At 47.9% G+C, this 24,798-nt stretch carries 22 protein-coding genes; 17 read left to right on the forward strand and 5 right to left on the reverse strand.

Features of this window, described 5'->3' with window-relative positions; translation table 11 throughout:
* Nucleotides 1-73: 73 nt before the first annotated feature.
* The gene (locus tag ABXJ76_RS00120) at nucleotides 74-538 is read right to left on the reverse strand and encodes a hypothetical protein (protein WP_432743003.1); all 465 of its coding nucleotides are present in this window, start codon (nucleotides 536-538) and stop codon (nucleotides 74-76) included.
* A 277-nt stretch (nucleotides 539-815) separates the two neighbouring features.
* Between ABXJ76_RS00120 and glnE the strand changes: the two genes are divergently transcribed.
* The 15 genes from glnE (at nucleotide 816) to gspD (ending at nucleotide 18,353) form a co-directional block, all read left to right on the forward strand.
* Nucleotides 816-3,791 carry a bifunctional [glutamate--ammonia ligase]-adenylyl-L-tyrosine phosphorylase/[glutamate--ammonia-ligase] adenylyltransferase gene (gene glnE, locus ABXJ76_RS00125; RefSeq protein ID WP_432743004.1) on the forward strand — a complete coding sequence of 992 codons (2,976 nt, stop codon included), beginning with the start codon at nucleotides 816-818 and terminating at the stop codon, nucleotides 3,789-3,791.
* A 56-nt stretch (nucleotides 3,792-3,847) separates the two neighbouring features.
* Nucleotides 3,848-4,771, forward strand: a complete 924-nt coding sequence (locus tag ABXJ76_RS00130; protein WP_432746581.1) for a branched-chain amino acid transaminase — start codon at nucleotides 3,848-3,850, stop codon at nucleotides 4,769-4,771.
* Between the two features lie 345 nt (nucleotides 4,772-5,116).
* A complete protein-coding gene (gene waaF / locus ABXJ76_RS00135; RefSeq protein ID WP_432743006.1) occupies nucleotides 5,117-6,202 on the forward strand; it encodes a lipopolysaccharide heptosyltransferase II in 1,086 nt (361 codons plus the stop codon).
* Nucleotides 6,203-6,315: 113 nt separating this feature from the next.
* Nucleotides 6,316-7,314 (forward strand): lipopolysaccharide heptosyltransferase I, encoded by a 999-nt coding sequence (gene waaC / locus ABXJ76_RS00140; RefSeq protein ID WP_432743007.1) that lies wholly within the window; start codon nucleotides 6,316-6,318, stop codon nucleotides 7,312-7,314.
* Between the two features lie 373 nt (nucleotides 7,315-7,687).
* The gene (gene gspE, locus ABXJ76_RS00145; RefSeq protein ID WP_432743008.1) at nucleotides 7,688-9,421 is read left to right on the forward strand and encodes a type II secretion system ATPase GspE; all 1,734 of its coding nucleotides are present in this window, start codon (nucleotides 7,688-7,690) and stop codon (nucleotides 9,419-9,421) included.
* Complete coding sequence (locus ABXJ76_RS00150; RefSeq protein WP_432743009.1) at nucleotides 9,421-10,635, forward strand: type II secretion system F family protein; 1,215 nt, start codon at nucleotides 9,421-9,423, stop codon at nucleotides 10,633-10,635. Before gspE ends, ABXJ76_RS00150 begins: the two co-directional genes overlap by 1 nt.
* Before the next feature lie 15 nt (nucleotides 10,636-10,650).
* Entirely contained in the window at nucleotides 10,651-11,124 is a 474-nt protein-coding gene (gene gspG, locus ABXJ76_RS00155) for a type II secretion system major pseudopilin GspG (RefSeq protein WP_432743010.1), read from the forward strand.
* Nucleotides 11,115-11,603, forward strand: a complete 489-nt coding sequence (locus ABXJ76_RS00160; protein ID WP_432743011.1) for a GspH/FimT family protein — start codon at nucleotides 11,115-11,117, stop codon at nucleotides 11,601-11,603. Before gspG ends, ABXJ76_RS00160 begins: the two co-directional genes overlap by 10 nt.
* On the forward strand, nucleotides 11,590-12,000 hold the full coding sequence (locus ABXJ76_RS00165; protein WP_432743013.1) for a type IV pilus modification PilV family protein: 411 nt from the start codon (nucleotides 11,590-11,592) through the stop codon (nucleotides 11,998-12,000). The genes ABXJ76_RS00160 and ABXJ76_RS00165 overlap by 14 nt, the downstream gene beginning before the upstream one ends.
* Nucleotides 11,997-12,830, forward strand: coding sequence for a prepilin-type N-terminal cleavage/methylation domain-containing protein (locus tag ABXJ76_RS00170; protein WP_432743015.1), 834 nt, complete (start codon nucleotides 11,997-11,999; stop codon nucleotides 12,828-12,830). Before ABXJ76_RS00165 ends, ABXJ76_RS00170 begins: the two co-directional genes overlap by 4 nt.
* Nucleotides 12,827-13,831, forward strand: coding sequence for a general secretion pathway protein GspK (locus ABXJ76_RS00175; RefSeq protein WP_432743016.1), 1,005 nt, complete (start codon nucleotides 12,827-12,829; stop codon nucleotides 13,829-13,831). The genes ABXJ76_RS00170 and ABXJ76_RS00175 overlap by 4 nt, the downstream gene beginning before the upstream one ends.
* The gene (locus ABXJ76_RS00180) at nucleotides 13,806-14,990 is read left to right on the forward strand and encodes a PilN domain-containing protein (RefSeq protein WP_432743018.1); all 1,185 of its coding nucleotides are present in this window, start codon (nucleotides 13,806-13,808) and stop codon (nucleotides 14,988-14,990) included. Before ABXJ76_RS00175 ends, ABXJ76_RS00180 begins: the two co-directional genes overlap by 26 nt.
* Complete coding sequence (gene gspM / locus ABXJ76_RS00185) at nucleotides 14,987-15,571, forward strand: type II secretion system protein GspM (RefSeq protein WP_432743020.1); 585 nt, start codon at nucleotides 14,987-14,989, stop codon at nucleotides 15,569-15,571. Before ABXJ76_RS00180 ends, gspM begins: the two co-directional genes overlap by 4 nt.
* A complete protein-coding gene (locus ABXJ76_RS00190; protein ID WP_432743021.1) occupies nucleotides 15,571-16,206 on the forward strand; it encodes a hypothetical protein in 636 nt (211 codons plus the stop codon). The genes gspM and ABXJ76_RS00190 overlap by 1 nt, the downstream gene beginning before the upstream one ends.
* Entirely contained in the window at nucleotides 16,206-18,353 is a 2,148-nt protein-coding gene (gspD, locus tag ABXJ76_RS00195; protein ID WP_432743022.1) for a type II secretion system secretin GspD, read from the forward strand. Before ABXJ76_RS00190 ends, gspD begins: the two co-directional genes overlap by 1 nt.
* A 133-nt stretch (nucleotides 18,354-18,486) precedes the next feature.
* Here gspD and rpiA read toward each other — a convergent pair whose 3' ends face one another.
* Nucleotides 18,487-19,140 carry a ribose-5-phosphate isomerase RpiA gene (rpiA, locus tag ABXJ76_RS00200; protein ID WP_432743024.1) on the reverse strand — a complete coding sequence of 218 codons (654 nt, stop codon included), beginning with the start codon at nucleotides 19,138-19,140 and terminating at the stop codon, nucleotides 18,487-18,489.
* A 254-nt stretch (nucleotides 19,141-19,394) separates the two neighbouring features.
* On the opposite strand from rpiA, the gene ABXJ76_RS00205 reads away from it, so the two are divergent.
* Nucleotides 19,395-19,559 carry a hypothetical protein gene (locus ABXJ76_RS00205; RefSeq protein ID WP_432743026.1) on the forward strand — a complete coding sequence of 55 codons (165 nt, stop codon included), beginning with the start codon at nucleotides 19,395-19,397 and terminating at the stop codon, nucleotides 19,557-19,559.
* A gap of 168 nt (nucleotides 19,560-19,727) precedes the next feature.
* On the opposite strand, the gene ABXJ76_RS00210 is transcribed toward ABXJ76_RS00205, so the two are convergent.
* The 3 genes from ABXJ76_RS00210 to ABXJ76_RS00220 all read right to left on the reverse strand — a co-directional run bounded on the left by ABXJ76_RS00210 (nucleotide 19,728) and on the right by ABXJ76_RS00220 (nucleotide 22,444).
* The gene (locus tag ABXJ76_RS00210; protein ID WP_432743027.1) at nucleotides 19,728-20,252 is read right to left on the reverse strand and encodes a hypothetical protein; all 525 of its coding nucleotides are present in this window, start codon (nucleotides 20,250-20,252) and stop codon (nucleotides 19,728-19,730) included.
* A 92-nt stretch (nucleotides 20,253-20,344) separates the two neighbouring features.
* Nucleotides 20,345-21,028: a DUF5610 domain-containing protein gene (locus tag ABXJ76_RS00215; protein WP_432743029.1), complete on the reverse strand. Its 684-nt coding sequence runs from the start codon at nucleotides 21,026-21,028 to the stop codon at nucleotides 20,345-20,347.
* Nucleotides 21,029-21,139: 111 nt separating this feature from the next.
* Complete coding sequence (locus ABXJ76_RS00220) at nucleotides 21,140-22,444, reverse strand: lipopolysaccharide biosynthesis protein (protein WP_432743030.1); 1,305 nt, start codon at nucleotides 22,442-22,444, stop codon at nucleotides 21,140-21,142.
* A gap of 767 nt (nucleotides 22,445-23,211) precedes the next feature.
* Here ABXJ76_RS00220 and ABXJ76_RS00225 point away from each other — a divergent pair.
* A complete protein-coding gene (locus tag ABXJ76_RS00225) occupies nucleotides 23,212-24,705 on the forward strand; it encodes an OprO/OprP family phosphate-selective porin (RefSeq protein ID WP_432743032.1) in 1,494 nt (497 codons plus the stop codon).
* Nucleotides 24,706-24,798: the final 93 nt, after the last annotated feature.

Below are 24,798 nucleotides of genomic sequence, written 5' to 3' on the forward strand. Positions count from 1 at the left end.
GGTATTGCCGGAAACGCCTGTTCTCGCTGTCGCTCGAACAAGCTTATTCCGGGAAATCGGTCTTGCCTACTAATCAATTAACCTGAGGTGCCCTGGAAAAGTCAGGTCCTTTAGGATGTGTATTCTGTTGCAGGCAATGATAAGCCGCATTTTCATACTTGATAACTAAAGACTGGGCATTTTTATGCTCGCCGATGAATTTTTCAGCTTCTTCCGCGGTCAAATCTTTCATCAAAAATGTGGCGATACACAGGCAAGGCTGAGTATATTGCGCAGCATCAGTCTCTTTATTAGATGAATGTTTCAGTTCTCTTTGTACGCATTGCTTGGCAAAATCATGCTCAAATTTATGTTTTTGTATATCGGTCACTGGGGTGTCGTGGGAATGATCGAATGGATTATGTACTGCGGTAGTCGTCTCAGGTTTCGCGGCTAGTGTTTTTTCTTTATCATCCGAGCAACCGGTAATTGATAAGGCGATAATCATGCTGATCAATGCAGTAATAAAGTTTTTTTTTGTCAATGCGGACGTTTTCATAAGATTTCGTAAATAGTTTAATTAAGATTATTCAAACTTTATCATTTTATCAAGAAGCGTTCTACCCATCTTCGTCGTTGATCAAATTTCATTGCTGGTCTGAAGGCTCTCGTTTCAGGGGGATTATTTGGGATTGACAAAGAGGCACCCGCATCGTTATCCTTTTTGGCAATCTCCTCGTTTACGGGGAGGAACAATCCGCCGACCTCTATCTGTCGGCGGGTGTCACTCGATGGATGAGGTCGGGTGTGGATTGAAACATTGATGATTTTCGCCCATGTCTTTTATTAAAAATCTTGAAGCCGAATGTGCTTCGCTACCGGATCAGTTAACCGCAACGGTCATCGATTCGCTGACGAAATGGGATGAACGGGTTAAGGAGCTTAAGCTTAATTTTACGCAAACGCCTGAGTTTAACGCATCGATTGCCAAGGTTTGGTGTTCCAGTCGGTTTATTGCCGAGAGCTGCATCCGCAAGCCTGAGTTGCTGGTCGATCTGGTTAATTCCGGCGATTTGTCGGCTATCTATGGCAAAAACAGTTATGTCGAAAAATTAGCGCCATCGCCTGTCGAGTCACAAGCCGAGTTATCGCCAGGGATGGTGTGTATGCCGCAAGCCTGCCGGGAGCAGGCGTGGTTAATGATCAAACTGCGCGACTTTCGGCGCAGGGAAATGGTCAGGATAGCGTGGCGGGATTTGGCCGGTTGGGCCGAATTATCGGAAACGCTAACCGATTTATCGCATCTAGCCGATGCCTGCATTCAATATGCGCTCGATTTTCTTTATCAGGAGGCCTGCGAGCTGCGAGGCACTCCATTATTAGCCGACGGCACGCCTCAACAGATCGTGGTGCTGGGCATGGGCAAATTGGGCGCTTACGAATTGAATTATTCTTCCGACATCGACCTGATTTTTGCCTACGCTGAAGACGGCGTGTTGCCGGACAGGAAAGAAACCACCTATGGCGAGTTTTTTACCAAGCTATGCCGCAGCCTGGTTAAAGTTCTGGATGAGAGCACCGTAGACGGTTTTGTATTTCGCACCGATATACGCTTGCGGCCTTATGGCGACAGCGGTCCTATCATCATGACCTTTGACGGTATGGAAAACTATTACCAGACCCAGGCCAGGGAATGGGAGCGTTATGCGATGATCAAAGTGCGTCAGGTCGCGGGCGACTTTACCGTTGGCGCACAACTGATGGCCATGTTCAGGCCTTTTGTGTATCGGCGTTATCTCGATTACGGCGCGTTCGAAGAATTGCGCTCGTTAAAGGCGCAAATCACCCAGGAGTTGCGGCGCAAAGACCGCATGGAAAATATCAAGCTGGGGCCGGGCGGCATCCGCGAAATCGAATTTATCGGCCAAGCTTTTCAGCTGATACGCGGCGGCAATGAAAAAGCCTTGCAAACACCCGGTATTCTGGATGTTTTGCAACTGCTGGGCGAGCTGGAGTTATTGGCGCAACCCGATGCCGATCAATTAAAACAGTCATACCGTTTTCTGCGCCGGGTGGAAAACCATATCCAGCAATATCAAGACCTTCAAACCCACGATTTGCCGTCAGACCCTTTAGTGCAACAGAGTTTGGCGTATTCGCTGGATTATTCCGACTGGACCAGCTTTAAGCAGGATCTGGAGAAGGTAAGAGTGCAGGTGCACGAAGTCTTCGACCACGTTTTTTCGCTATCAAAACAGGATGGTTCGACAGGCTCATCACGAACGGGAATAATTTGGGCTTGCGTGGCGGATGAGTCGGAGTTGATGGGGCATCTAAAAGAATGCGGCATTCAAGACACCGGCAGCATACTCGCCGCGATTAAAGACTTTAAAAATTCCGCCGCCGTGAGAAGAATGACGACCAAAGGTGCGGGCGTGCTGGATCGGTTGATGCCGCAATTAATAGAAGCCGTGCAGCAGGTTGATAACTCGGATGAGACCTTGTTGCGGATACTGGTTTTGTTTGAGGCGGTAGCGGGGCGGAATGTGTATTTATCATTATTGTCTGAAAATTCGAATGCGCTGTCTCAATTGATCAAGCTGTCGTCGGCCAGTCCGTGGATTTGCGCTTATTTAGCGCAGTATCCGGTGTTATTCGATGAATTGCTCGATACTCGCTCTCTTTACGAGCCGCTAAAAAAAGCCGATCTTGATCAACAGCTTGATATTTTGCTGGCTCAAATTGAGATACAGGATTTGGAACAGCTGATGGTGGTGCTGCGCCAGTTTAAACAACTGAATGTGCTAAGAGTGGCCGCCGCCGATATTATGGGCGTCATTCCGCTGATGGTGGTCAGCGACTATCTGACCTATATCGCCGAAAGCATAGTGGATCATGTTGTTGAACGTGCGTGGCTGATGCTGACCGACAAGCACGGTTTGCCGCCCACGCCGGGCCAGTTCCCAACTGGCTTGCGGCATACACACCATCCCCGGCGATATGCCGATAATGCTTCCATAGGCTTTGCGGTCATCGGTTTCGGCAAATTGGGCGGTATCGAGTTGGGCTACGGTTCCGATCTGGACCTGGTATTTTTGTACGATTGCCAGGACGGCAATGCGATGACTGACGGCTATAAGCCGATTTCCTGCGCCCAGTTTTACGGTCGGTTGGGCTTGAAAGCCCGACATATTCTGGATACCAAAATGTTGTCAGGCGTACTTTACGAAGTGGATATGCGCTTGCGCCCTAATGGCGACTCCGGCTTGCTGGTCAGTCATATTAACGGCTATGAGGACTATCTGAAAAATCAGGCTTGGACTTGGGAATTACAGGCGCTGGTTAGAGGCCGGTTTGTTGCCGGTGATCCGCAATTGAAAGCTCGGTACGAGGCTATTCGCAGCCGGGTTTTGAGTTTGCCTCGGGATACTGAAAGCTTAAAAAAAGAAGTCCGCGAGATGCGCGAAAAAATGCGCGAGACTTTGGCGGCCAATAAAAACCAGTTTGACCTTAAACAAAGCAAAGGCGGTATTGCTGATATTGAGTTTATAGTACAATTTGGTGTTTTAGATCAGGCAGCTTTTAATGTAGCGTTAACGACCTACACCGACAATGTCAGATTGCTGGAAGGCTTGCAACAGCAGGGTTTTATGTCCCAAGCCGATGCGGAAACACTTAAAAATGCTTACTGTACTTATCGGGATTTCGGTCATAAACAGGTTTTACAAGGGGATAAGGCGGTTATCGCCGAGGTCGAAGTGGCCAAAATAAGCGCTCAAGTCGAGCAGATTTGGCATGAATACATGGAGTAGGGGCGATCCGGCAGATCGCCCCTACAATAAATAAACTTAATATTGGAGAAACAATGATGACGATGGACGACAGAGACGGCGTTATTTGGCTGGATGGAAAGTGGGTTGAGTGGCGCGAAGCTAAAGTCCATGTATTGACGCATACCTTGCACTATGGTTTGGGGGTGTTTGAAGGCATAAGAGCCTATCACGCGGAAAAAGGCACGGCGATTTTCAAGATGCAGGACCATACGGATCGCCTGTTCCGTTCTGCGCATATCATGAACATGAAAATGCCTTATGGTAAAGATGAGCTGAATCAAGTTCAGCGCGATGCGGTCGCCAAGAACAACCTGGATAGCGCCTATATCCGCAGCATGTGTTTTTTAGGCTCCGAAGGCATGGGTTTGAGGGCCGATAACCTGAAAGTGCATGTGATGGTTGCCGCATGGTCTTGGGGCGCGTATTTGGGCGCGGACAGCATCGAACAAGGCATCCGCATACGCACGTCGTCTTATACCCGCAACCATCACAACAGCACCATGTGCAAAGCCAAAGCCAACGGCAATTACATCAACTCCATTCTGGCGTTACAAGAAGCGCGCGCCAATGGTTACGATGAAGCATTGATGCTGGATCATGAAGGCTTTGCGGCGGAAGGCAGCGCCGAAAACCTGTTTATCGTGCGCAACGGCAAAATTTACACGCCTGAAACCACCTCCGCATTGGAAGGCATTACCCGCGATACGGTGATGACGGTTGCCAGAGAGCAAGGCTATGAAGTGATTGAAAAGCGCATTACCCGCGACGAGATTTACATTGCCGATGAAGCCTTCTTCACCGGTTCTGCGGCTGAAGTGACGCCGATCAGGGAGTTGGATAATCGCACCATAGGTTCCGGCAGTCGGGGGCCGATCACCGAGCAATTGCAGTCGTTGTATTTCGACTATGTGCATGGACGCCGGGACGATCATGCCGACTGGTTGACTTACGTTGCTTAAAGGATTTAAAAAATTTAACCACGAAGACACGAACGACTGCATGGATGCAGGAGGTAGAGCAATGCAGGAGCAATTGCCGAGGACACGAAGTTTTATGTTTCTTTCTTTGTGATCTTCGTTGTGAAAAAGCAAGGCGTCGGTATTTCAACAACGCGTCATCCCGGCAGGGAATCACGTCAGGCTATCCTGCCTGGCGTCCTTCGGATTAATGCAAATCTGTTCCAGGCAGATTTGTGCCGGGATCCAGTTGCCATGGATGGGGTAACTTCAGATTTCGCTAATCGTTTTTAGCTACATGAAGACACTTTTTGATCTGTTTCTAATACCTGCCGGAATGACGGCGAAATGACTAGCGTAAATACAAATTCCCCCAAAGGCACAAAAAAAATCCTAGTCGTCGGCCCCTCCTGGGTCGGCGATATGGTGATGGCGCAAAGCCTGTTTATCGCCCTGAAAAATACCCACCCCGATTGCCGAATTGACGTGCTGGCACCGTCATGGACCTTGTCGCTGCTGAAAAGAATGCCCGAAGTAAGCAATGCCATCGCGATGCCTTTGCCGCGCGGTAAGCTCGGCTTGATGGCGCGCATCAAGCTGGGTTTGAGCTTACGCTCGGAAGGCTACGATCAGGCCATATTGCTGCCGAACTCCTGGAAATCCGCAATCCCGCCGTTTTTTGCCAATATTCCGGTTCGTACCGGTTATATCGGCGAATGTCGTTGGGGTCTGCTTAACGATGCCAGAAAGCTGGATAAAAACCGGCTGACTATGACCGTGCAGCGGTTTGTTGCCTTGGGCCAGTCTGTTGATGTCCCTATGCCGCCGGTGTGCCCAAAGCCTGCGCTAACAATCAGCAAAGACCGGCAACAGGCGGTCATCGATAAATTCAAATTAACACCATCAGCCGCCGAGTCTGTTCCCGACAGACTTACGGCATACACACCCTCCTTGGCGATAAAAATTCTTGCTCTATGCCCTGGCGCCGAATATGGCCCGGCAAAGCGCTGGCCGATCGAGTATTACGCCGAAGTCGCCCGGCATAAAATCGACCAGGGCTGGCAGGTCTGGCTGTTCGGTTCCGATAAGGATAAAGCCGACGCCGCACAAATCAACCGGGAAACTTCGGGATTTTGTACCGACTTCACCGGCAAGACATCGCTAGCCGAGGCGGTCGATTTGATGTCCCTGGCCAATACCGTGGTCAGCAATGATTCGGGCCTGATGCATGTCGCCGCCGCGTTGGACAAAAAAATCATCGCCATTTACGGCTCGTCGGACCCGGGATTTACGCCGCCGCTGAATGCCAAGGCCAAGATTGTCTCGTTGGATCTCGATTGCGCTCCCTGCTTCAAGCGTGATTGCCCGTTAGGCCATACCCAATGTTTGACCGGCATCAGGCCTGAGCAGGTGCTTGATGCCATTGACGGTTAAGTTATCGTAGGGGGCAATGTAGGGGCGATCCGGCAGGTCGCCCTTTTACAATCAATGTTTGCACAAGGGCGACCTGCCGGATCGCCCCTACGGCCCAAAGTTAAAATGTTTTTATGAAAATTGCGATCGTAAAACTCTCTGCTCTGGGAGACATCGTTCATGCGATGGTAGCTCTTCAGTATATCAAAGCGCATTCCCCGGAAATTCAGATCGACTGGATTGTTGAACAACGCTTCGCCGACGTTTTAAAATACAATCCCGACATCGATAACGTTTTAACGGTTAACCTGAAAGCTTTAAAAACCAACAAGGCCGGAATTTTTCAGCAGCTTAAAAAAATGCGCAGCTATGCAAGCAACAACTATGATCTGGTTATCGATGCCCAGGGACTGATTAAATCGGCGGTTACCGCCAAGATTATAGGAAAGCGCATCGCCGGATTCGATGCCGATTCGATCAGGGAAAAAGCCGCATCCTGGTTTTACGATGTCAAAGTGGCCTGCGCTTACGATGCCAATACCCTCGACAGAAATGCGTTGATATTGTCCAGTCCCTTAGGAATAAATATCAGCACCGAGCAAATCCTGAACAAACAGCCGTTTTTGTTTTTCAGCAACGAAGATCCGCAAATATACGATTTCCTGTTAAAAGACCGGCTTAATATCGTGCTGGTGATAGGTTCAACCTGGGACAGCCGCAATTATCCGGCCGCCAGGTTTGTAAAAATCGCCGAGGCCTTGCAGCAAAACTGCCTGGTCGTCTGGGGCAGCGATCAGGAAAAAGCCGCAGCAGAGTGGATGGCGACGCAATCCGACCGGATCAAAGTCATGCCCAAGCTGGATTTGAACAGCCTGAAAGCGCTGATAGCCAAGGCCGATTTAGTGATCGGCAACGACACCGGACCGACCCATATGGCTTGGGGGCTAAATCGACCGTCAATCACCATTTTCGGCCCGACCCCGGTCAGCCGGGTTTATCAAACTGACATGAATAAAGTGGTCAAGTCTGCGTCTATCGTCAATCCGTATAAGCTCAACAAGCAGGATTATTCGATTAAGGACATTGATGAACAGGTCATTGTTACGCAGGCGAAGTTGTTATTGGGATTGTAAATAAAAGGGTAAACTACGGTTTTTTGGTGTCATCAATGTGTTTAAGCCGGGTTTAATCGTCAATCTGTATAAATGGACTATTCGATTAAGAACATCAATGTTGCAGGCAACTATCGAGTAGGAAAATTTTTTAGGGTTGTTTTCAGCAAAAAACAGTATTTTAGCGCCACAACAACACAGCCCAACTGAAAAGCAGAAAATCTTGATCCCAAGAAAATCGATTGGAATTAAAAAATACTGGGGGCTTTGTTAATATAAAATGTTTGGCTAAACAACAGAGTCATCTGATAAGTGATAGCACTTATTGATTGAATAAGTTGAACGCTCTAACCTACAGACACTCACTACACTATCAACCGGTTTTTTTGAAAAAATGGCATATGAATCGTTGCTAAGCGTTTTGCAGGATAAGCATAAACTTTCTGTTGCAGAATTGAAAAAAGTTGAGCGCGTGCAAAAGACGTCGGTTTCGGAAACTGTGCCGCAGTTGCTGGTTAAGCTTGGCTTGTGTTCGGAGTTGGATGTGGCTGACGCTTTTGTTGAATCGGGCCGGTTTGAAAAAATTACGCCGGAGCAGTATCCGCTGGAAGTGCAACTGCCGGAAACGGTGCCGCTACGGTTTTTAAAAAACTACCATGTCATCGGTTTGAGTCAAAATGACGATATTACCGTTGCGCTGATGGACCCCGAAGACCGGTTTGTGATTGATGCGTTAAAGCTGGCGACCGGAAAAAACATCATCCCCAAAGTCGGCCTGCTTTCGGAAATCGATGCGGCGCTGGAAGTGCAGTATGGCGAAGGCCGGTCGCAAATGGATAAACTCGTTGACGATCTGACTGTCGATGATTTGGGCGAAGAAGACCTGGAGCATTTAAAAGACCTGGCCAGCGAAGCGCCGGTGATCAAAATGGTCAATCTGATCATGCAGCGGGCGATTGAAACCCGGGCCTCGGACATTCATATTGAGCCCTTCGAGCAATCGCTAAAAGTCAGGTTACGCGTCGACGGCGTGTTGAAGGACATCAATGCGCCTTCGGTTAAATCGACCGCAGCAGTGATTTCACGTATCAAGATCATGGCCAAGCTCAACATCGCCGAACGCCGTTTGCCGCAGGATGGCCGCATCAAGGTGCAAATGTTAGGTAAAGAGCTGGATTTGCGGGTTTCGACGATACCGACCATGTATGGCGAAAGCGTGGTGATCCGCTTGCTGGACAAGGAAAATACCGTGCTGGATTTTGCCGCGCTGGGTTTTTCCGGAAAACATTTACAGCAGTTTATCAATGTACTGGCTCAGCCGCACGGCATTATCCTGATTACCGGTCCGACCGGAAGCGGAAAATCTACCACGATGTATGCCGCGTTAAAACAGCTCAACACCTCCGAGCGAAAAATCATTACCGTTGAAGATCCGGTCGAATACCAGATGGACGGAGTCAATCAGATTCAGGCAAAACCGCAAATAGGCCTGACCTTTGCGTCGGCGTTGCGTTCTATCGTGCGCCAGGATCCCGATGTGATCATGATTGGTGAAATGCGCGATCTGGAAACGGCAAGAATCGCTGTGCAATCTGCATTAACCGGACATTTGGTGTTGTCGACGCTGCATACCAACGACGCCGCCGGCGGCGTCACCCGATTGCTGGACATGGGTCTTGAAGAATATCTGCTCACGTCCACCGTCAACGGCATTTTGGCGCAACGTCTGGTAAGAAAGCTGTGTCCTGAGTGCAAGCAGCGCTATACGCCGACCCCGGACATTATCGATGGCATGAGGTTAAGACGGTTTACGCCGGATATTGCCAGGGATGATGTCTATGCCGCAAGCCAGTCGGGAACTGGCGCGGCGGGCGATATTGTCTTATACAAACCGGTTGGCTGCGCGTCTTGCGGGGGCTTGGGTTACCGTGGACGGTTGGCGATTATTGAGTTTTTGCAAATGACCGATCCTCTGCGTAAATTGATTATGGCGCATGAAGAAGCCGGCGCTATTCAGCGACTTGCTATTGAAGAAGGGATGACCACGATGTATGAAAACGGCCTGATTAAAGCCCTGCAAGGCATTACCTCTTTGGAAGAGGTGCTGCGGGTCACGTCGGAAACCTAATGTTATTTGCCTATAAAGCCGTTAATAGTCTGGGCGAAACCGAAGAGGGCGTCAGGGACGCGGTTGATGAACAGCAGTTGATTGCGACTTTGCAGACGGAAGGCTATATCCCTATTCGCGTCGTGCCAGCCAGCGCCAAATCGTTTCTGGGTTTAAGGCTGGGCATAAAGCAGTCCAAATTATCGCAAAAAGACATCGCCTTGTTCACCGGCGAATTGGCCACCTTGCTGGAATCCGGCCTGCCGTTGGATAAATCCCTGCTGGTGTTGATCGACTTGACTGAAGACAATGAGCGGGTGAGCAAGTTGATCGGTCGGGTTCTGGATAAAGTAAAAGGCGGATCTACGCTGGCCGATGCACTGGAAAAACAGTCCGGTATTTTCAGCAAGTTTTATCTGAACATGATCCGCGCCGGTGAGGCGGGCGGCAGTCTGGGCGAAGTATTGACGCGCTTGTCCGAATATCTGGAGCGCTCTCGGGAATTAAAAGAAACGGTCAGCACCGCGATGATCTACCCGGCCATTTTATTGATTATGTCGCTGGCTTCGCTTTTTGTGATGCTGACCTTTGTGGTGCCGCAGTTTTCCGAAATGTTTGAAAGCGCGGGCAAGGCGTTGCCGGTATCGACCCAGATTGTAGTGGGACTGGCAAACTGGTTGCAAAGCTATTGGTGGATACTGACTTTAGGCATTGTCTTGATTACCGGATATATGAATCTTCAGCTGGCCGATCCGGTCAAAAAGAAGGTTTGGGATGGCCGTTTTTTGAAACTGCCGCTGGCCGGGACGATTATTTTGCATAAGGAAACCGCCAACATCAGTCGTACACTGGGCACTTTATTGGGTAATGGCGTTTCGATACTGGCGGCTTTGGTTATCGTGCGTGAAACGGTAGACAATCTGGTTTTGGCGGCGGCTATTCAAGATACCGAGGAGCAGTTAAAGCAGGGTAAAAATATGTCGGATGCTTTGCTGGAGAAAGGCATATTTCCCAAAATGGCCATGCAAATGATAAAAATGGGCGAAGAAACCGGACGCCTGGAAGAAATGTTGTTGCGTGTGGCGACTATTTACGATAAACAGCTCAGGGTGTCAATACAGCGGATGCTGGCATTGCTGGAACCGGCTTTGATCATTACCTTAGGCTTGATGATTGCGGGCATCATTGTGTCGATTTTGCTGGCTATCCTGAGCGTTAATGATTTGGCTTTTTAAAACTAGGAAAACATCATGAAACAGTTATTAAGATTCAAGGCGAAAGGCGAAAAACGAAAGGCGAATAATGTCGGCTCGCCGCATCAGCGCGGATTTACCTTACTTGAGTTATTGGTCGTGTTAGGCATTATTGCGATGTTGGCCGGGATAGTCGGGCCGCAGGTCATGAAGCATATGGGCGAATCCAAAACCAAAGCGGCAAGGGTGCAAATTGAAGATCTGGCGGCCGCTCTGGATATGTATAAACTGGACTTGGGTAGCTATCCGACTTCCGAGCAAGGCTTGATGGCCTTGATTGAATCACCCGATAAGGCTAACCGCTGGAATGGCCCTTATTTGCGTAAATCCAAAATGCCGTTGGATCCATGGCAACAGGAATATCGTTATGTGGCTCCCGGCGAGCACGGAAAATTCGATTTGTATACCTTAGGGGCGGATGGCAAGGAAGGTGGCGAAGGCGAAGATCAGGATATTGCTAGTTGGGAGTGATTGATAAGACGAAAGGCGAAAGGTACAAGGCAAAAAGCCATGCGCAGCACGGCTTTACTCTGCTGGAGCTGGTCGTAGTCCTTTTTGTCGTGGTACTGGGTTTTTCCGTCATCGGTCTTAATCTGTCGTCAGGCAGTGACTCTACAGAAATCAGGGCGGCGGCAAGGGATATGGTTTCAGCCTTACGCTATGCCCGAGGACAGGCTTTAATGACCCGCGAAGAAACCACAGTGGCTATGGATCTTAGCAACAAAAATTACACTGTCAGCGGTAAGAGTAAACTGTATAAAATACCCGAGACTATCGATATTACTGTGGTCACTGGGCAAGCCGAATTAAGCGGTGAAGGCTCGGCGAGCATTCGTTTTTTTGCCGATGGCTCCTCAACCGGAGGAAGAATCACGCTGGAACGAGGACAGACATCGTGGAAAATCGATATAAACTGGCTAACCGGGCAAATTGAGCTTGAAAGCAAATAAACAAAGCGGCTTTTCTTTACTGGAAATCCTGATTGCGTTTTCAATCCTGGCGCTTGCACTCGGCATTTTGCTGAAAATATTTTCTGCCGGTGTGAATACTGCCGCTGTTGCCGAGGAATATACCGCCGCCGTGCAAATTGCCGAAGCGTTAATGGCCAAAACCGGTGTAGAAGCGCCTTTGAAACCAAGCGAAGCTACCGGGCTGGAAAATGAAAAATATCATTGGCGGGTGTCGGTCAGTCCATTTCAATTCATGGCTGAGAATGTGGATGTCACGACCCTGGCGGCAGAGCTTTTTAAGATTAAGGTTACAGTAAGCTGGGGTGATAATAATGCCCGCGTTGATGGCAGGCAGGTTGAACTCATCACCTTAAAACTGGTTAATAAAACGTCATGAGCGGCAAAAGCCAAGCGAAAGGCAAAGGGCGAAGGGCGAAGTACCCTGTTCTCATTGGCGCATCAAGACTGAAAGCCGCGGCCGGTTTTACGCTGATTGAAGTTTTAATCGCCATGACGCTATTAAGTATCATGGTGGTGTTATTGTTCAGCAGCTTGAGTATTTGCGCCAAAAGTTGGGAGCAAGGAGAAAGCAAGATAGCCGAAGTGAATGAAGCCGCAGTCGTTTATAATTTTTTTCAGCGGCATTTATCCTCGGCCATTCCTTTATGGGACGATTTTACCGCTAGGGATGGTGGGTATGCCGTAAGCCGGCCGGGAGCTGGTGCGGCGGTCGCCAGGGATGATACGAATGCCGCAAGCCAATCCGGAACTGGCGCAGCGACTGAAAACAAGGATAAAACGTTCTCTTTCCAGGGTAAAAAACAGTCCTTGCAGTTTGTCTCGGCTTTTCCCGCAAGTGCCAGGAGAACAGGTATGCAGCTGTTTTCGATAGAAACTCAGCAACAAGATGGCGAGCAGGATATTAAGGTGACGTTAACGCCGTTTTATCCGGTGGCTGAGGGTGAAGAATGGCATCAAGAAGAGGTGGTTTTATTAAAACATATCAACGATTTCGAGTTGGCTTATTTTGGTGTTGATGATTCAGGCGAAGGGGCTTGGCAGGATGAATGGCTGGAAAAAGACGTTCAACCCCGATTGGTCAAAATCAGCATCAATACTGACAATGGCATTTATTGGCCGGACATGATCATCGCGCTTAAAGTGGCAGGCGCAGGCGCTGAAACCGATACGGCAAATGGTGCCGTATCGTCACCGGATAGCAATTGATCAGGCAAAAGGGCTTCGCCCTGGTTCTGGTTTTATGGGTGTTGAGCCTGTTAACTATCATGGCCGGGAGTTTTGCTCTGAGTATGCGGCGGGAGGCGGCTATTGTGACTGGCAGCCGTACTAATGCTCAGGCTATGGCTGTTGCAGAATCGGGGCTGGCGATTGCCGAGCTGATGTTATTGAATCCCGATCAGCGTCAACGCTGGCATACCGACGGCAGTATTTACCAAATTGATTATGCAGAGTCTGCAGTCAGAATCCGGTTGTTAGCTGAGACCGGTAAGGTGGATATAAACAGAGCGGATCAGATACTGCTGCAAGGGCTTATAGCTTACGCACCGGTGGAGACTGAGGCACAAACCAAGCTGGTCAATTCGATTCTCGATTGGCGTGATGAGGATGATCTGGTGCGCATAGAGGGCGCGGAGAAAAAAGAATATAAAGAGGCGGGATTAAGTTACCAGCCTCGCAACCAGCCGTTTCAGTCCATTGAGGAATTACAGCTGGTATTGGGCATGAATGAACAGGTCTACCATTGGCTTGAAAGTTTGGTCACGGTCGACTCGGGACAGGCTAAGGTTGATTTGACTCTGGCGGCCAAAGACGTTTTGCAGGTGTTACCGGAAGTAGATTCCGGGTTAATAGAGGGTTATATTGCAGCCAGGCGGGAAAACGCGATAAACCGCTTACCGGCCCCGGCAGTTCCGTTAGCCTCTAATTTAGGTATGGCATCCGGGCAAACGGGTCAGAGCCTGCCGGTAACAGCGGTTAATGACGGGGCAGAACAAAAAGGTGCGATTACGGTTGTTACCGAAGCACGGTTGAATGATGGTACAACGGCCGTCATCAAGGCGCTGATAAAAAAATCGGATAGTCAGGTGTCGACACCTTTTCAGGTTTTAAAATGGCAGCGCAATGCCGATGGCGATGGTTCATTATTTACAGACGAAAAAGATGATTTACTAGTGGGACAGTATGGCGAACCTGAATTCAACAATTAATCTGGATGTTAAAAAGTTCTTCCGCTGGTGGCTGCGCGAACTTGACTTTCTGGTGCCTGAAAAAATCAGGCAGCTGGTTAATGAGAAGCAGGGTTGCATTATCGTTCGTCCCGAAGACAATCGGTTAGCGCTGACTTATGTTACCGCCAGGGAAGGTGGGTATGCCGCAAGCCAGTCGGGAACTGGCGCGGCTGACGGACAAATCGAGCCTTTGGCAATACTGGAGCGCAACGCATCGGGTATAGCGCAATATAAAGCCTTGCTGGCCAAAGATGGAAGACTGGCTAAAACGGATTTAATACTCCGGCTAACGGGGCAAGAAGCTATTCAAAAGGAGCTTGTCCTGCCTGCTGCGGTTAAAGAAGATCTATCCCAGGTTGTCACCTATGAACTTGATCGCTACACTCCGTTTAAGGCGGAACAGGTTTATTTTTCGGTTAAGCAGCTGGAAGCTGAGCATGAACCGGGGCAAATCCGAGTCATGCTGGTGTTAACGCCCCGAGAAACGCTTGACGCGTTGTATGAAGACATCAAGACCATGGGCATGTCACCGTTATTCGTTGATTATGAAGCCACGCCAAATGATCTTGAGCAGCGCTATGATGCCTATAATTTATTACCTGAACATCTACGGGAAAAAACCGCAAATACACCGCGCCTGATTTATACGGCGCTGAGTGCGGCGGTATTTTTACTGTTGGCTGCAGTGCTGGTGTTGCCGGTCTGGTTTGAATATCGGACAGTCAACGCGTTGCAGGAAAAAATCGATACCCTAGAAAAAGATGCCAAGGAGGTTAAGGCTTTGCAGCTGGAGATCGATGCGATGATAGACGAAACACGACTATTGATAGCAGAGAAAAGTGCGGCTCCGACGGTCGTCGATATGTTGAATAGCTTAAGCGCGATCATAAAAGACGATACCTGGTTGTCCTATGCGCAATACTCGGAGGGGAATCTGCAAATACAGGGCGAGTCTCCGGCGGCTTCAGCATTGATCGGTGTTCTGGAAGACTCTGAATTGTTTGTCAATGCCCGGTTCGTCTCACCGGTCACGCAGGATAAAATCAGCAAGCAGGAGCGGTTCCAGATTACCGTTGACGTTAGCCCTGCAATTGCGACTGCGACTGCACCCACACAGTCGAACGGGAGGCGCAAGTGAACAAGATCAGTAGTCAGCAAATGCAGCGATGGTTAGCAGCAGGCCTGTTGGTTGCAGCAATACTGATAGTCGGTTTGGTTGTTATTGTGCCGGTGGTTAACAAAGGTTTGGAGCTGCGCGAGTCCAAAAATAATCTTGTTTTCAGGCTACAGCAATATGAGCGGATCTTGGCAGGAAAAGATGCCGTCATTGCAAACATGAATGCGATAAAAGAGCAGTATCAACAGCGCGGGCTTTTGAACAGGCAGGGTACCGGCGCTTTAGCCTCTGCCGAGGTTCAGGAGTTCATTAAAAAAACCATTGTGGAGGCAGGCGGACAATTGAGCAGCACCCAGGCGCTACCTGTCAGCACCAAAAATGAATTTAACCGGATAACCGTCAGCGTAAGAATGACGGGCAATAGCGAAATGTTGCGGGCGGTACTGTACAAGATAGAAACATCAACCCCGCTGATTATTATTAATCAGCTAGATATAAGGCCGATGCGCGGCGTAAGAAGCAGGATAACGCGACAGATTGAACCGAGTAACGAATTAAATATAAATTTTCAGGCCGTTAGTTTTATGAGAAAGCAATCGTAATGAATACAAAACTCATAAAATTGCTGGTATCTGCCTGCATCAGCTTGTGCTTGATCATTGTCGGGGAGTGGTTGTATGCAAGCTATATGCGGCACCGTTTGTTAACGTCAATAAGCTCGGAAAAACCGCAAGATTATAAAACAGATGAGTTGCCCGTAATAGAACTGGCAAAACTGCCGGAAGACAGTTATGTCGACCTGGTTGCCAGGCCGTTATTTATTAAAGGCAGAAAACCTGTCGATGAGCCGAGTTCCGAGGCAGAGCAAGCGGCCGCTAAATCGGGAAGTTTTGATTGGGAGCTGACCGGCGTTTACGGTACTCAAAAAAACGTATCGGGACTCTTTAGCCGGTCTAAAGCAAGAGTTGCCAAAGACAACTTTCGAAAAATAACCGTAGGAGACGAGGTTGACGGATGGAAACTGACCGAAATAAATAAGGACAGAGCTATGCTCAAACAAGGCGATAAAGAGAAAGAACTGCTGCTTCGAAAACCAAAATTAAAAGCACTGCCACAAAGGATAAATGGTGCAATACCGGCTACACCTGCTCCTGCTCCGTCGCCTTTTTCTACTCCACCCGTTGCGCCTGAACCTGCTGAAAATACCAACGAAAGCTCACCCGAGAATCAAGAATAATGACTAATGTAAAAAAAATATCAACAGCATCTTGCTTCGTGATCATGGGTTTAACACTATCAAGTTGTGAATTACTCGGCCCGAAGCAGGTCGCTAAATTACCATTGACGCCGGTGAAAACCGAGCAAACCGATGTGATTTATAAAGAGCTGCAAAACAAAGCATCGGTTACTGAAACAGCGCAGGCCAAGCCTGAATTGTTTCCCGGTACCAACCGGTTTGTACCGGACACGACCCTGCAGCATAGAAACACAAAACGAGGCGGCGAAGGCACCTACAGCCTGAATTTTGATGAAGCGGATCTTGGCGAAGTGGCCAAAGTTATCTTAAGCGACATACTGGGGCAGAACTATGTGCTCAGCCCCAAAGTGGCAGGCAAAGTCACTTTGCAAACCACCGACCCCCTAAGTAAAGACGAGCTAATCCCTACGCTTGAAATGCTGTTGCGCATGAATAATGCGGTGCTGATTAAGGACGCCAGTATTTACCATATCGAACCTGATAGCGAAGCCCTGTACAGCTCCAGTTTTGCAGCTCCCGGTGCGGCCGGCAGGACGGGCTTTCAAGTCAGGGTTATCCCGATCAGAAATGTCGCGGTACAAGACCTTATCGATGTGATCAAACCGCTGGTGCAGGAAAAGACCATACTCAATGTTGATGGCGCCCGCAATATCATGATCGCTTCCGGCACTCCGGATGAACTGGCGCGGGTCATGGATATGGTCAGCACCTTTGATATCGATGTGTTGAAGGGGCGGTCTTTCGGTCTGTTTCCGTTGACGCATGTTGATGCGGAAACCATTATTAAAGAATTGGAAGAGGTGTTTAACAAAAAAGCCAAAGGGGATGAGACTGAATTTTTTCGCTTTATTCCTATCGAACGTTTGAATGCGGTCATGGCGATCACTCATCAGGCGCGGTATTTAAAGGATATTGAAAGCTGGGTCCTCAGGCTGGATCGTGCCAATACCGCTTCCGGCGGTGGTGTTAATGTCTATAAGGTTCAGCATGTTGATGCCGTGGAACTGGCAGATACCTTAAATGAAATTTTTGCCGGTGCGCAAAAAAAGGATAAATCGGCGAAAGTTGCACCGGGAACAAAAGCGGTTGAAATAACCACAAAAAAACAAACGGATACCAAAAAAACAAGCGCCGGTAATACCGAAACCGGAGACGCTAAGGTATCTGATGTCGGCGAGGTCAGAATAATCGCCGATGAAGCCAATAACTCGGTCATTATTGTCGCCACCGCTCAGGAGTATGAAGTGATCAGGCCGGTTATCAAACAACTGGATTCGATGCCGTTGCAGGTGTTGATTGATGCGACCATAGCCGAGGTGACACTAACGGATAACCTGGTATACGGAATCCAGTGGTTTCTTAAAGAAGGCAATACCAGTATTGGCAGTGGCTCATCTGGAGCAAAACTCAGTGATCTTGCCATTACAGCTGCTGCGGCCTCTGCAACAGGCGGGCTGAGTTTGTTGCAAAACTCGGGTGCTATTAAGGCCTTATTAAGTGCCGAAGCTACCGATGGCAATGTTAACGTGATTTCCTCGCCGTCGTTGATGGTGTTGAACAATCAGGAGGCCAATATCCAAGTCGGTGACGAAGTGCCTATCAGAACCTCCCAATCATCCGCCATTCCCACAACAAGCGACCCTATCAATGTCAATAATCTTCTGCAAACCAGTTCCATACAACAGCGTAAAACCGGGGTGAAATTAACGGTTAAGCCCAGAGTAAACGCCAATGGTTTAGTCATTATGGAAATCGAACAAAGTGTCGAGAACGTTAAAGAACAGGGTAGTGGCAGCCGAATTGACTCGCCCACGATAGCAACTCGGGAAATTACCAGTTCCGTTGCGGTGCAAAGTGGCGAGACTATTGTGTTGGGCGGACTGATTAAGGATGACGACACCTATAATAAATCCGGCATTCCTTTTTTGCATGAATTGCCGGTAATCGGGCCGTTGTTTGGCAGCACCACTAAAAAAAGGAATAAAACTGAATTAGTGGTATTGATTACCCCGCGCGTGGTCGGCACCCGGCAGGATGCCCGGCTGATTACCGACGAATTCAAACGCAAATTAACCGGAATTTATGAGGATAAAGCCGTTGTTTCTGGAGCTTCAGCAGCAGAATAGTTGGAAGGGCAGGAATGAGGGGATGGACAGAAAGTTTGCCTAAAGCGGCTGCTTTTGTGTCCCGCTAAACGCCATTCATGGCATTATGGCGGAGCACAAGCCGGGGCATTGTTGCCCCGGCTTGCCGACTATTTTAAAGCGTAGCGACTTCATTCCCTTTGCCGATTAACACCACATCGGCAGGACGCATCGCAAAAATACCGACGGTAACTACACCGGTAATGTTGTTGATGATTTGTTCCAGTTTGATCGGATCGACAATATTCATATTATGCACATCGAGAATTTCGTTGTGATTATCGGTAATAAAATTTTCCCGCCACACCGGTTGACCGCCTAATTTAACCAGTTCTCTGGCAACATAACTTCTGGCCATCGGAATGACTTCAACCGGCAGCGGAAAGGCGCCCAGCACATCGACACATTTGCTTTCATCAGCAATACAGACGAATTTCTTGCTGGCTGCGGCAATAATCTTTTCGCGAGTCAATGCGCCGCCGCCGCCTTTAATCAGGTATTTGTGCGGATTGACCTCGTCGGCTCCGTCCACATACACATCCAGCGTACCCACTGCATTTAAATCAAATACCGGAATACCGATTTTTTTTAAGCGTTCGGTACTCGAGATTGAACTGGAAACGGCTCCCTCAATATCGGCCTTAAAATCGGCCAAACAATCAATGAAGTGATTAACGGTAGAACCCGTGCCTACGCCGACTATGGCAACGTCTTTAATATAGAGTAAAGCGGCTTGAGCCACTTTTTGTTTTAATTCATCTTGAGTCATAAGGCTATCTTGATTTTGGTTAAGGGTAAGTAAAGGGTATGTGATAATACCGTAGAACCAAAAATTACTCAGCTGATTTTTAACAAATGCCGTAACCGTATATGGAAAATATTCGGCACCGCTATTTTGGGGAATTGATAACCCCGTTATCACTGTGGAGGCCGTAGGGGCGATCCGGCAGGTCGCCCTTATTTAAACATTATGCATTGTCAGGGCGACCTACCGAATCGCCCCTACGATAAATTAAAATCCCCATGTGCATCCTGCACAGCTCCAATAAAACCGAAAACCTGGTTGCTCACCTGACCGCAGTCATTAAAAACGCGCTGCTGGCATCGCCTTTCGCCAAGGACGTTTTTTTGATTCAAGGTTCAGGTTATGGAGCGGTGGTTATCACAGCAGCTAGGCAGTCAATTTAAGGTTTGGGGCAATGACGAGTTTTATTTCCTGGCAAGCTTTTCAGTTTTCTGGCGCAGAATATTTGAGTCGCAATGTTTGATCCTTCTGCAACCGGTTTGGGATGCACTCCAACCCTGATATAAGAGTGGAGTGCAAAGCTATACGGCAAACAGTCCGGAATAAGGCCATTAACGCCAACTCAGATCCGAAATGGCATCCATAACTAGCCCCGTTCCAATCGTGATTAACAAAATGTCGTCCGCCACCCGCACATAACGGTGCCTGGGCGGAGGCGGCCCCAACTGCATAAGGATTGTCGGCGGCAGATCGTAGTAAATGACGTTACGCGGTAGCTGTCGACCTACAGTCCACTGTTTTGCCTGTCCGGGGGGCATGCAACCGTTGTGTTTCTTGGCAAGCCCTGGCGGACAGCGACCGCTACTGAACTGTCCGGCATAGTAGTCATGAATTACGGCTCGGTGCCGGTCACCAAAATAGTGCTGATCTCTAAAGCCATTTGAGCCTTTTTTAGAAAATGACCGGTCATCGTGACCTCGATCAGAGCTACGTTTTTGACTTTCTTGCCGCTGGTGTTTGTCGGCTTTACCATGATCGCCCCGTGAAGGCTTGTCGGCAAGAGCTGACCCGGTCGCTAACATTGCCGCGATAACAAAGGCGATGGTTTGACCTGTTTTTAAAGTAAATTGCTGCATAGCTTATTTCCAAATAATAAAGTTAACATTCGTTCACTGTTTGCATGCAATGCGTATACACATTTATGTCTGCCATGGCAATGTTGCCCAACTTAAGCCGGGGTATCCGATTCTAAGGTAGCCGGTTTTTTATAGTTTTCGACAAAAGCGTTTAATCCTTTTTGTACTAGCTCATAAGTCGCATCAATATTACTGCCGATATTGCCTTCTTTTAATACGTTAAGACCTTCTAAAATATCTCGAGCTTCTTTAAAGCCCTTATCAATGCCGCCGCCAATTAACGCGGTAAATGAGTGCAGGGCATCTTCAGTGCTTTGTTCGGGATGATTAGCCTGATACCGATCAAAAAAAGCCGTACTCAGTTGGACAATTCGATCGGCAGTGGCTTGCGGCGATACATCGAGACCCGAAGCATACGATTTTTGAATGGCATTGGTGCCCAGTTCACCGGCTAAAGCTTTATTAACACCCTCTAGTGCAGTCTTGAATAATAAGGCTGCCGGATTATTACCGGCGCTCAGGCTCACCTCCATAGATGCCTGCAAGATACTTTGATTTAATTGTTTTTTGGCTGTTACTGCTGCCGAATCCTGCACACTATCGGCTTTTTTTGCCTGCGCCTGTGGCGATACCTGCATGCCGAAAGGCGTGCGATCCTGTACCGCTTCATTTTTTTTCTCGTGCGCTTGTTCAGATACTTGCGTACCGAAAGAGGCATTTGCCGACTTGGGTGTTTTCGCTGAGTAGTTTAACGGTTGTTCTGATTTAATTTCCATGAACAGGCTCCTAATCAAATATGAGTTCTAAAGTTATCAGTATTTAGTTTTTTGTTAAAAGAAACTAAGCCCTAACATTTAGTTAGCGGCTGTTAACGTTCGGACTTTACATCACAGCGATTTTTGTGCGGCAAACAGCACGCGCATATGCCGATAGGCCAGCCATTTCAGGCTGGAAAATAACAGCAGGGTAGGCACGGCGTAAGCCATAGCAACACCAGTTGAACCGTAGCGAGCCCCTAGAATAAAACTCAGGGCTATCATGCTAAGCGCAGCCAGTGACATTAAACTAACGACTAAACGATTGCGCCCCATAAATTGCAAATAATACGGAGAGTCGGAAAATAGGGTGCTAAATGCGGCTCCGAATGCGCTGATAAATAAAGCCTGATAGCCTTGAGAATAATTGGCACCAAACAGATCAATTATTTCCTGTCCCCAAATACCGATAATACTCAGGAAAACTGCGATGAAGCAGGCAATCAAACGCATGCGTTTACCCAGTAAAGCCTTGATAGCATCCTGGTCGCGACGCTCGAGTAAAACTACCAGCATCGGCAGATAATAACGATTGGTCGAGGTGCCGATCAGAGAAATCAAGGCTACTGTGTTCATCGCAACAGCATAAGTTCCGACTTCCGCTTGTGAGGGATATAATATTTCCAGGATGATAATGCCGCCGCTGGTGAGCAAGGTCATCATTAAGCTGCTTATCAACAATGGAAGCGAGTTTTTCAGCCACCAGCGCCGACCTTTTGAGTTGGCTTTTGCCTGTCTAAGTTCTCTTGGACTGGCAGCTCGCGCCGTAATCAGCATTAGTATCAGCGTCAAACACCAGGCCGTGCCAAAACACAGCACCGCAGAAACGGCGCTTACCTTAAGCTGAGCATAGGGTAAAGCGATAATCAACAGCAAAAATACTGAAGGCAGAAAAAAACGATACAAAGCCAAAGCCAGGATTTGTACACCGTAGACGGTAATGACTTCAATCAAAAACAAACACAGCGCAATCACCGGCAAAAAGCCGGCGTAAATGACAATTGCGATGTGAAAATCAGCCTCTTGCAAGGCCAAAAAGGTTTCCAATCCCAAGCCGAGTATGCCCAGCAACAGCATGCTGAACAGGAAGATAGCCCGCATTGAAAACAGCAAAAATCCACGCAGACGCGGCCAGTTTTCGCGCTCGATATACAGGGCGATCAGACGCAGGGCGTACTTTTCCAGTCCCATGGTTGCCAGCGTCGACAGCAGCGTGACAGTGGAAATAGCGACATTGTAATCACCAAAAGCGTCGATAGCCAGATGCCTGGCCAGAAAAATATTAGCCCAATACATCAGCGCATAATTACAGAGGCTCAAGCCAAACAGCGTCATGGAACTGAAATTAGTGGGTTGGACAGAAAATTTTGGGTTCAATATAAATCCATTAAATTGATGGGTAGTGTTTCAGGGTCGGAATGTGAAAAGGCCCGAAGCACATTGTTAATGATGGATGTCTAGTGATGCCATATATCTTAAGTGTTAATTCGTTCATTCAGCACCAATAGAGGCTCTTATGTGTGTATCTTTTCTTTACCGTATAAATCGATGACTTCAACCGTAATGTTGTCATTCGGTGCGGTGACTAGAAAATCCTCAATTGTTTCCATAATGACATGATCGATAAATTTGGCTTTACTCGCAGTAATGCTGCTGTTTGCCTCAATGGTATTGCGACCAAGAACACCAGGATTCCGGAAGGAATATCATATTTAGATGACAGTAGTCGTATTGAGCGTATTTGTGTATCGCGTTAATAATCCTTTAGTTCTAAAGAGGGCGTACATTGATGCCCCGGGTTATTCTTGAAGGGGTAGTGAGTCTTTGGCCGGCAACCATTAAATACCATCATCCTAGCCCCTTAAGCTTTCAATAACCTTTCACAATTTTTCGAGTACGTCATGTTGACGCAACGGCTCATTCTAGCTATAGATTTTTTGTTGTTGAAAAGAGAATAAGTAACGTGCTGTTTTTTTACTAGGAATCACAATAAAGCCGAACAATGAATTTTGGATTGTTGTAGATTTGCAAATTATTTGATGAGTTGTTGCTCTGTAACAAAACTGTAACAAAGTTGTCATTAAGCTGTCATTTAATTTTCTTATTCTTGCCCCCGACCTTTTCGACAACAACCAGAGAAAAAAATGAAAATATCTAAACTTACATTGGCAATCGCTACCGTTTTAGGTGCGAGCGTCACATCCGGCGCTTTTGCCATGGATCTTTATGTAGATACCAAAACCAAGCAAATTTTTGCAGAACCGGGCCGTGGACGGGAACTGATGGGTGCTTTCGAGAAGGTTCAGGATGCTCCTGCGAAAATAGCCGAGAAATTAGATGAAGCGGAAATTAAAGCGATTCGCGAAGATTTGGCCTTAAAAGATAATGCGATTAAAGCATTACAAGAGCACAAAGAAGAATCTACGGGGCCGAAATCAGTGAATCTCAAGCTGAATGAAAAAGGCATACAGTTTGAGACGGCGGATAAAAACTTTAACTTCAGATTGGGCGGCCGTATCCATGCCGATGCCTCATACAGCAGCGATGATAATTTGGTTAAAAGAGGCACAAGAACCCATGTTGAAGCCAATGACGGCACAGAAATCCGCCGTGGACGTATGGAGTTCTTAGGCACTTTCTATAAAGATTGGGAATTTAAAAGTCAGCTTGATTTCGCCGATAATAAAGCGACGGTTAAGGATATGTTTGTGCAATATAACGGCTTAAATGTTGCGACGCTTCCTTTTGCGATCACTTTCGGTCAACAAAAGCAGGCATTTAGCCGTGAGCTGCAGGAAAGTTCGAACGATTTGATGTTTATGGAGCGCTCGTTAATGAATGTGCTTAACGAACCGACCGTGGATCGTGCGATCGGTCTGAATATCGCCAGTCTCAACAAAAACTGGACAGGCCAAGTGGGTATTTATGGCGATACAATTGCCCCTAATGCTGAAAATAATAAAGCGGACGAGGGTTGGGCAATTAACTCCCGTTGGACGTATGCGCCGATCAATCAAAAAACCAAGGTTATACATTTAGGGGTCGCCGGTAATTACAAGGCTCCGGACGCTAAAGATCAGGTCAATGACAACGATTTAAAATATTCCTATGAAACTTCTCATATGTCTAACCTGAAACTGATTGATACCGGACATATCTCGAAAATTAATAACATCAAAATGGTGGGACTGGAAGCTAACGGTCTGTATGGACCTTTTGCATTGGGCGGTGAATACACCCATACCTGGCTTGATCGAAAAGATGGCGCTGACAATCTTGAACTTGATGGCTGGTATGGAGAAGCCTCATGGACAATAACCGGCGAATCGCGTAAGTACAAAAAAGGTAAATTCTATAAAGTGGAGCCTAACAAGAATTTCAGTTTGAAAAATGGCGGATGGGGCGCATGGGAAGTGGCGACGCGTTATGGGGAAGTTGATTTAAACAGTGGTGCTGTTAACGGCGGACAGATGAGCAATGTTACTGTTGCGCTTAACTGGTACGTAAACAATAATATCCGCTTTATGGCAGACTACAATAAAGTGTTAGATATTAGCCAGTCTCCATTAACGACGGTTAGCGGTGGAAAGCCGGATAGTCTGGATATGTTCATGGTTCGCGGACAATTGGCATTCTAAAGCCCGGTTTTTAACCTATTACATTAACGAGTACTCAGTCAACTTTATTCTGATAGTTAAGCAACTGGATGTGGGGGCGACTTCAGTCGCCAC

The sequence above is a fragment of the Methylobacter arcticus genome (genome assembly GCF_050917435.1).
Lineage (GTDB): Bacteria > Pseudomonadota > Gammaproteobacteria > Methylococcales > Methylomonadaceae > Methylobacter_A > Methylobacter_A titanis.

What these genes read in the sequence shown, in the direction of transcription:
- ABXJ76_RS00225 (WP_432743032.1), top strand. Translation starts at nt 23,212, where the DNA reads ATGAAAATATCTAAACTTACATTGGCAATCGCTACCGTTTTAGGTGCG.
- waaC (WP_432743007.1), top strand. Translation starts at nt 6,316, where the DNA reads ATGAAAATTGCGATCGTAAAACTCTCTGCTCTGGGAGACATCGTTCAT.
- ABXJ76_RS00190 (WP_432743021.1), top strand. Translation starts at nt 15,571, where the DNA reads ATGAATACAAAACTCATAAAATTGCTGGTATCTGCCTGCATCAGCTTG.
- ABXJ76_RS00120 (WP_432743003.1), bottom strand. Translation starts at nt 538, where the DNA reads ATGAAAACGTCCGCATTGACAAAAAAAAACTTTATTACTGCATTGATC.
- rpiA (WP_432743024.1), bottom strand. Translation starts at nt 19,140, where the DNA reads ATGACTCAAGATGAATTAAAACAAAAAGTGGCTCAAGCCGCTTTACTC.
- ABXJ76_RS00210 (WP_432743027.1), bottom strand. Translation starts at nt 20,252, where the DNA reads ATGCAGCAATTTACTTTAAAAACAGGTCAAACCATCGCCTTTGTTATC.
- glnE (WP_432743004.1), top strand. Translation starts at nt 816, where the DNA reads ATGTCTTTTATTAAAAATCTTGAAGCCGAATGTGCTTCGCTACCGGAT.
- waaF (WP_432743006.1), top strand. Translation starts at nt 5,117, where the DNA reads ATGACTAGCGTAAATACAAATTCCCCCAAAGGCACAAAAAAAATCCTA.
- gspG (WP_432743010.1), top strand. Translation starts at nt 10,651, where the DNA reads ATGAAACAGTTATTAAGATTCAAGGCGAAAGGCGAAAAACGAAAGGCG.
- ABXJ76_RS00215 (WP_432743029.1), bottom strand. Translation starts at nt 21,028, where the DNA reads ATGGAAATTAAATCAGAACAACCGTTAAACTACTCAGCGAAAACACCC.
- gspD (WP_432743022.1), top strand. Translation starts at nt 16,206, where the DNA reads ATGACTAATGTAAAAAAAATATCAACAGCATCTTGCTTCGTGATCATG.
- ABXJ76_RS00170 (WP_432743015.1), top strand. Translation starts at nt 11,997, where the DNA reads ATGAGCGGCAAAAGCCAAGCGAAAGGCAAAGGGCGAAGGGCGAAGTAC.
- ABXJ76_RS00180 (WP_432743018.1), top strand. Translation starts at nt 13,806, where the DNA reads ATGGCGAACCTGAATTCAACAATTAATCTGGATGTTAAAAAGTTCTTC.
- gspE (WP_432743008.1), top strand. Translation starts at nt 7,688, where the DNA reads ATGGCATATGAATCGTTGCTAAGCGTTTTGCAGGATAAGCATAAACTT.
- ABXJ76_RS00130 (WP_432746581.1), top strand. Translation starts at nt 3,848, where the DNA reads ATGACGATGGACGACAGAGACGGCGTTATTTGGCTGGATGGAAAGTGG.
- ABXJ76_RS00205 (WP_432743026.1), top strand. Translation starts at nt 19,395, where the DNA reads ATGTGCATCCTGCACAGCTCCAATAAAACCGAAAACCTGGTTGCTCAC.
- ABXJ76_RS00150 (WP_432743009.1), top strand. Translation starts at nt 9,421, where the DNA reads ATGTTATTTGCCTATAAAGCCGTTAATAGTCTGGGCGAAACCGAAGAG.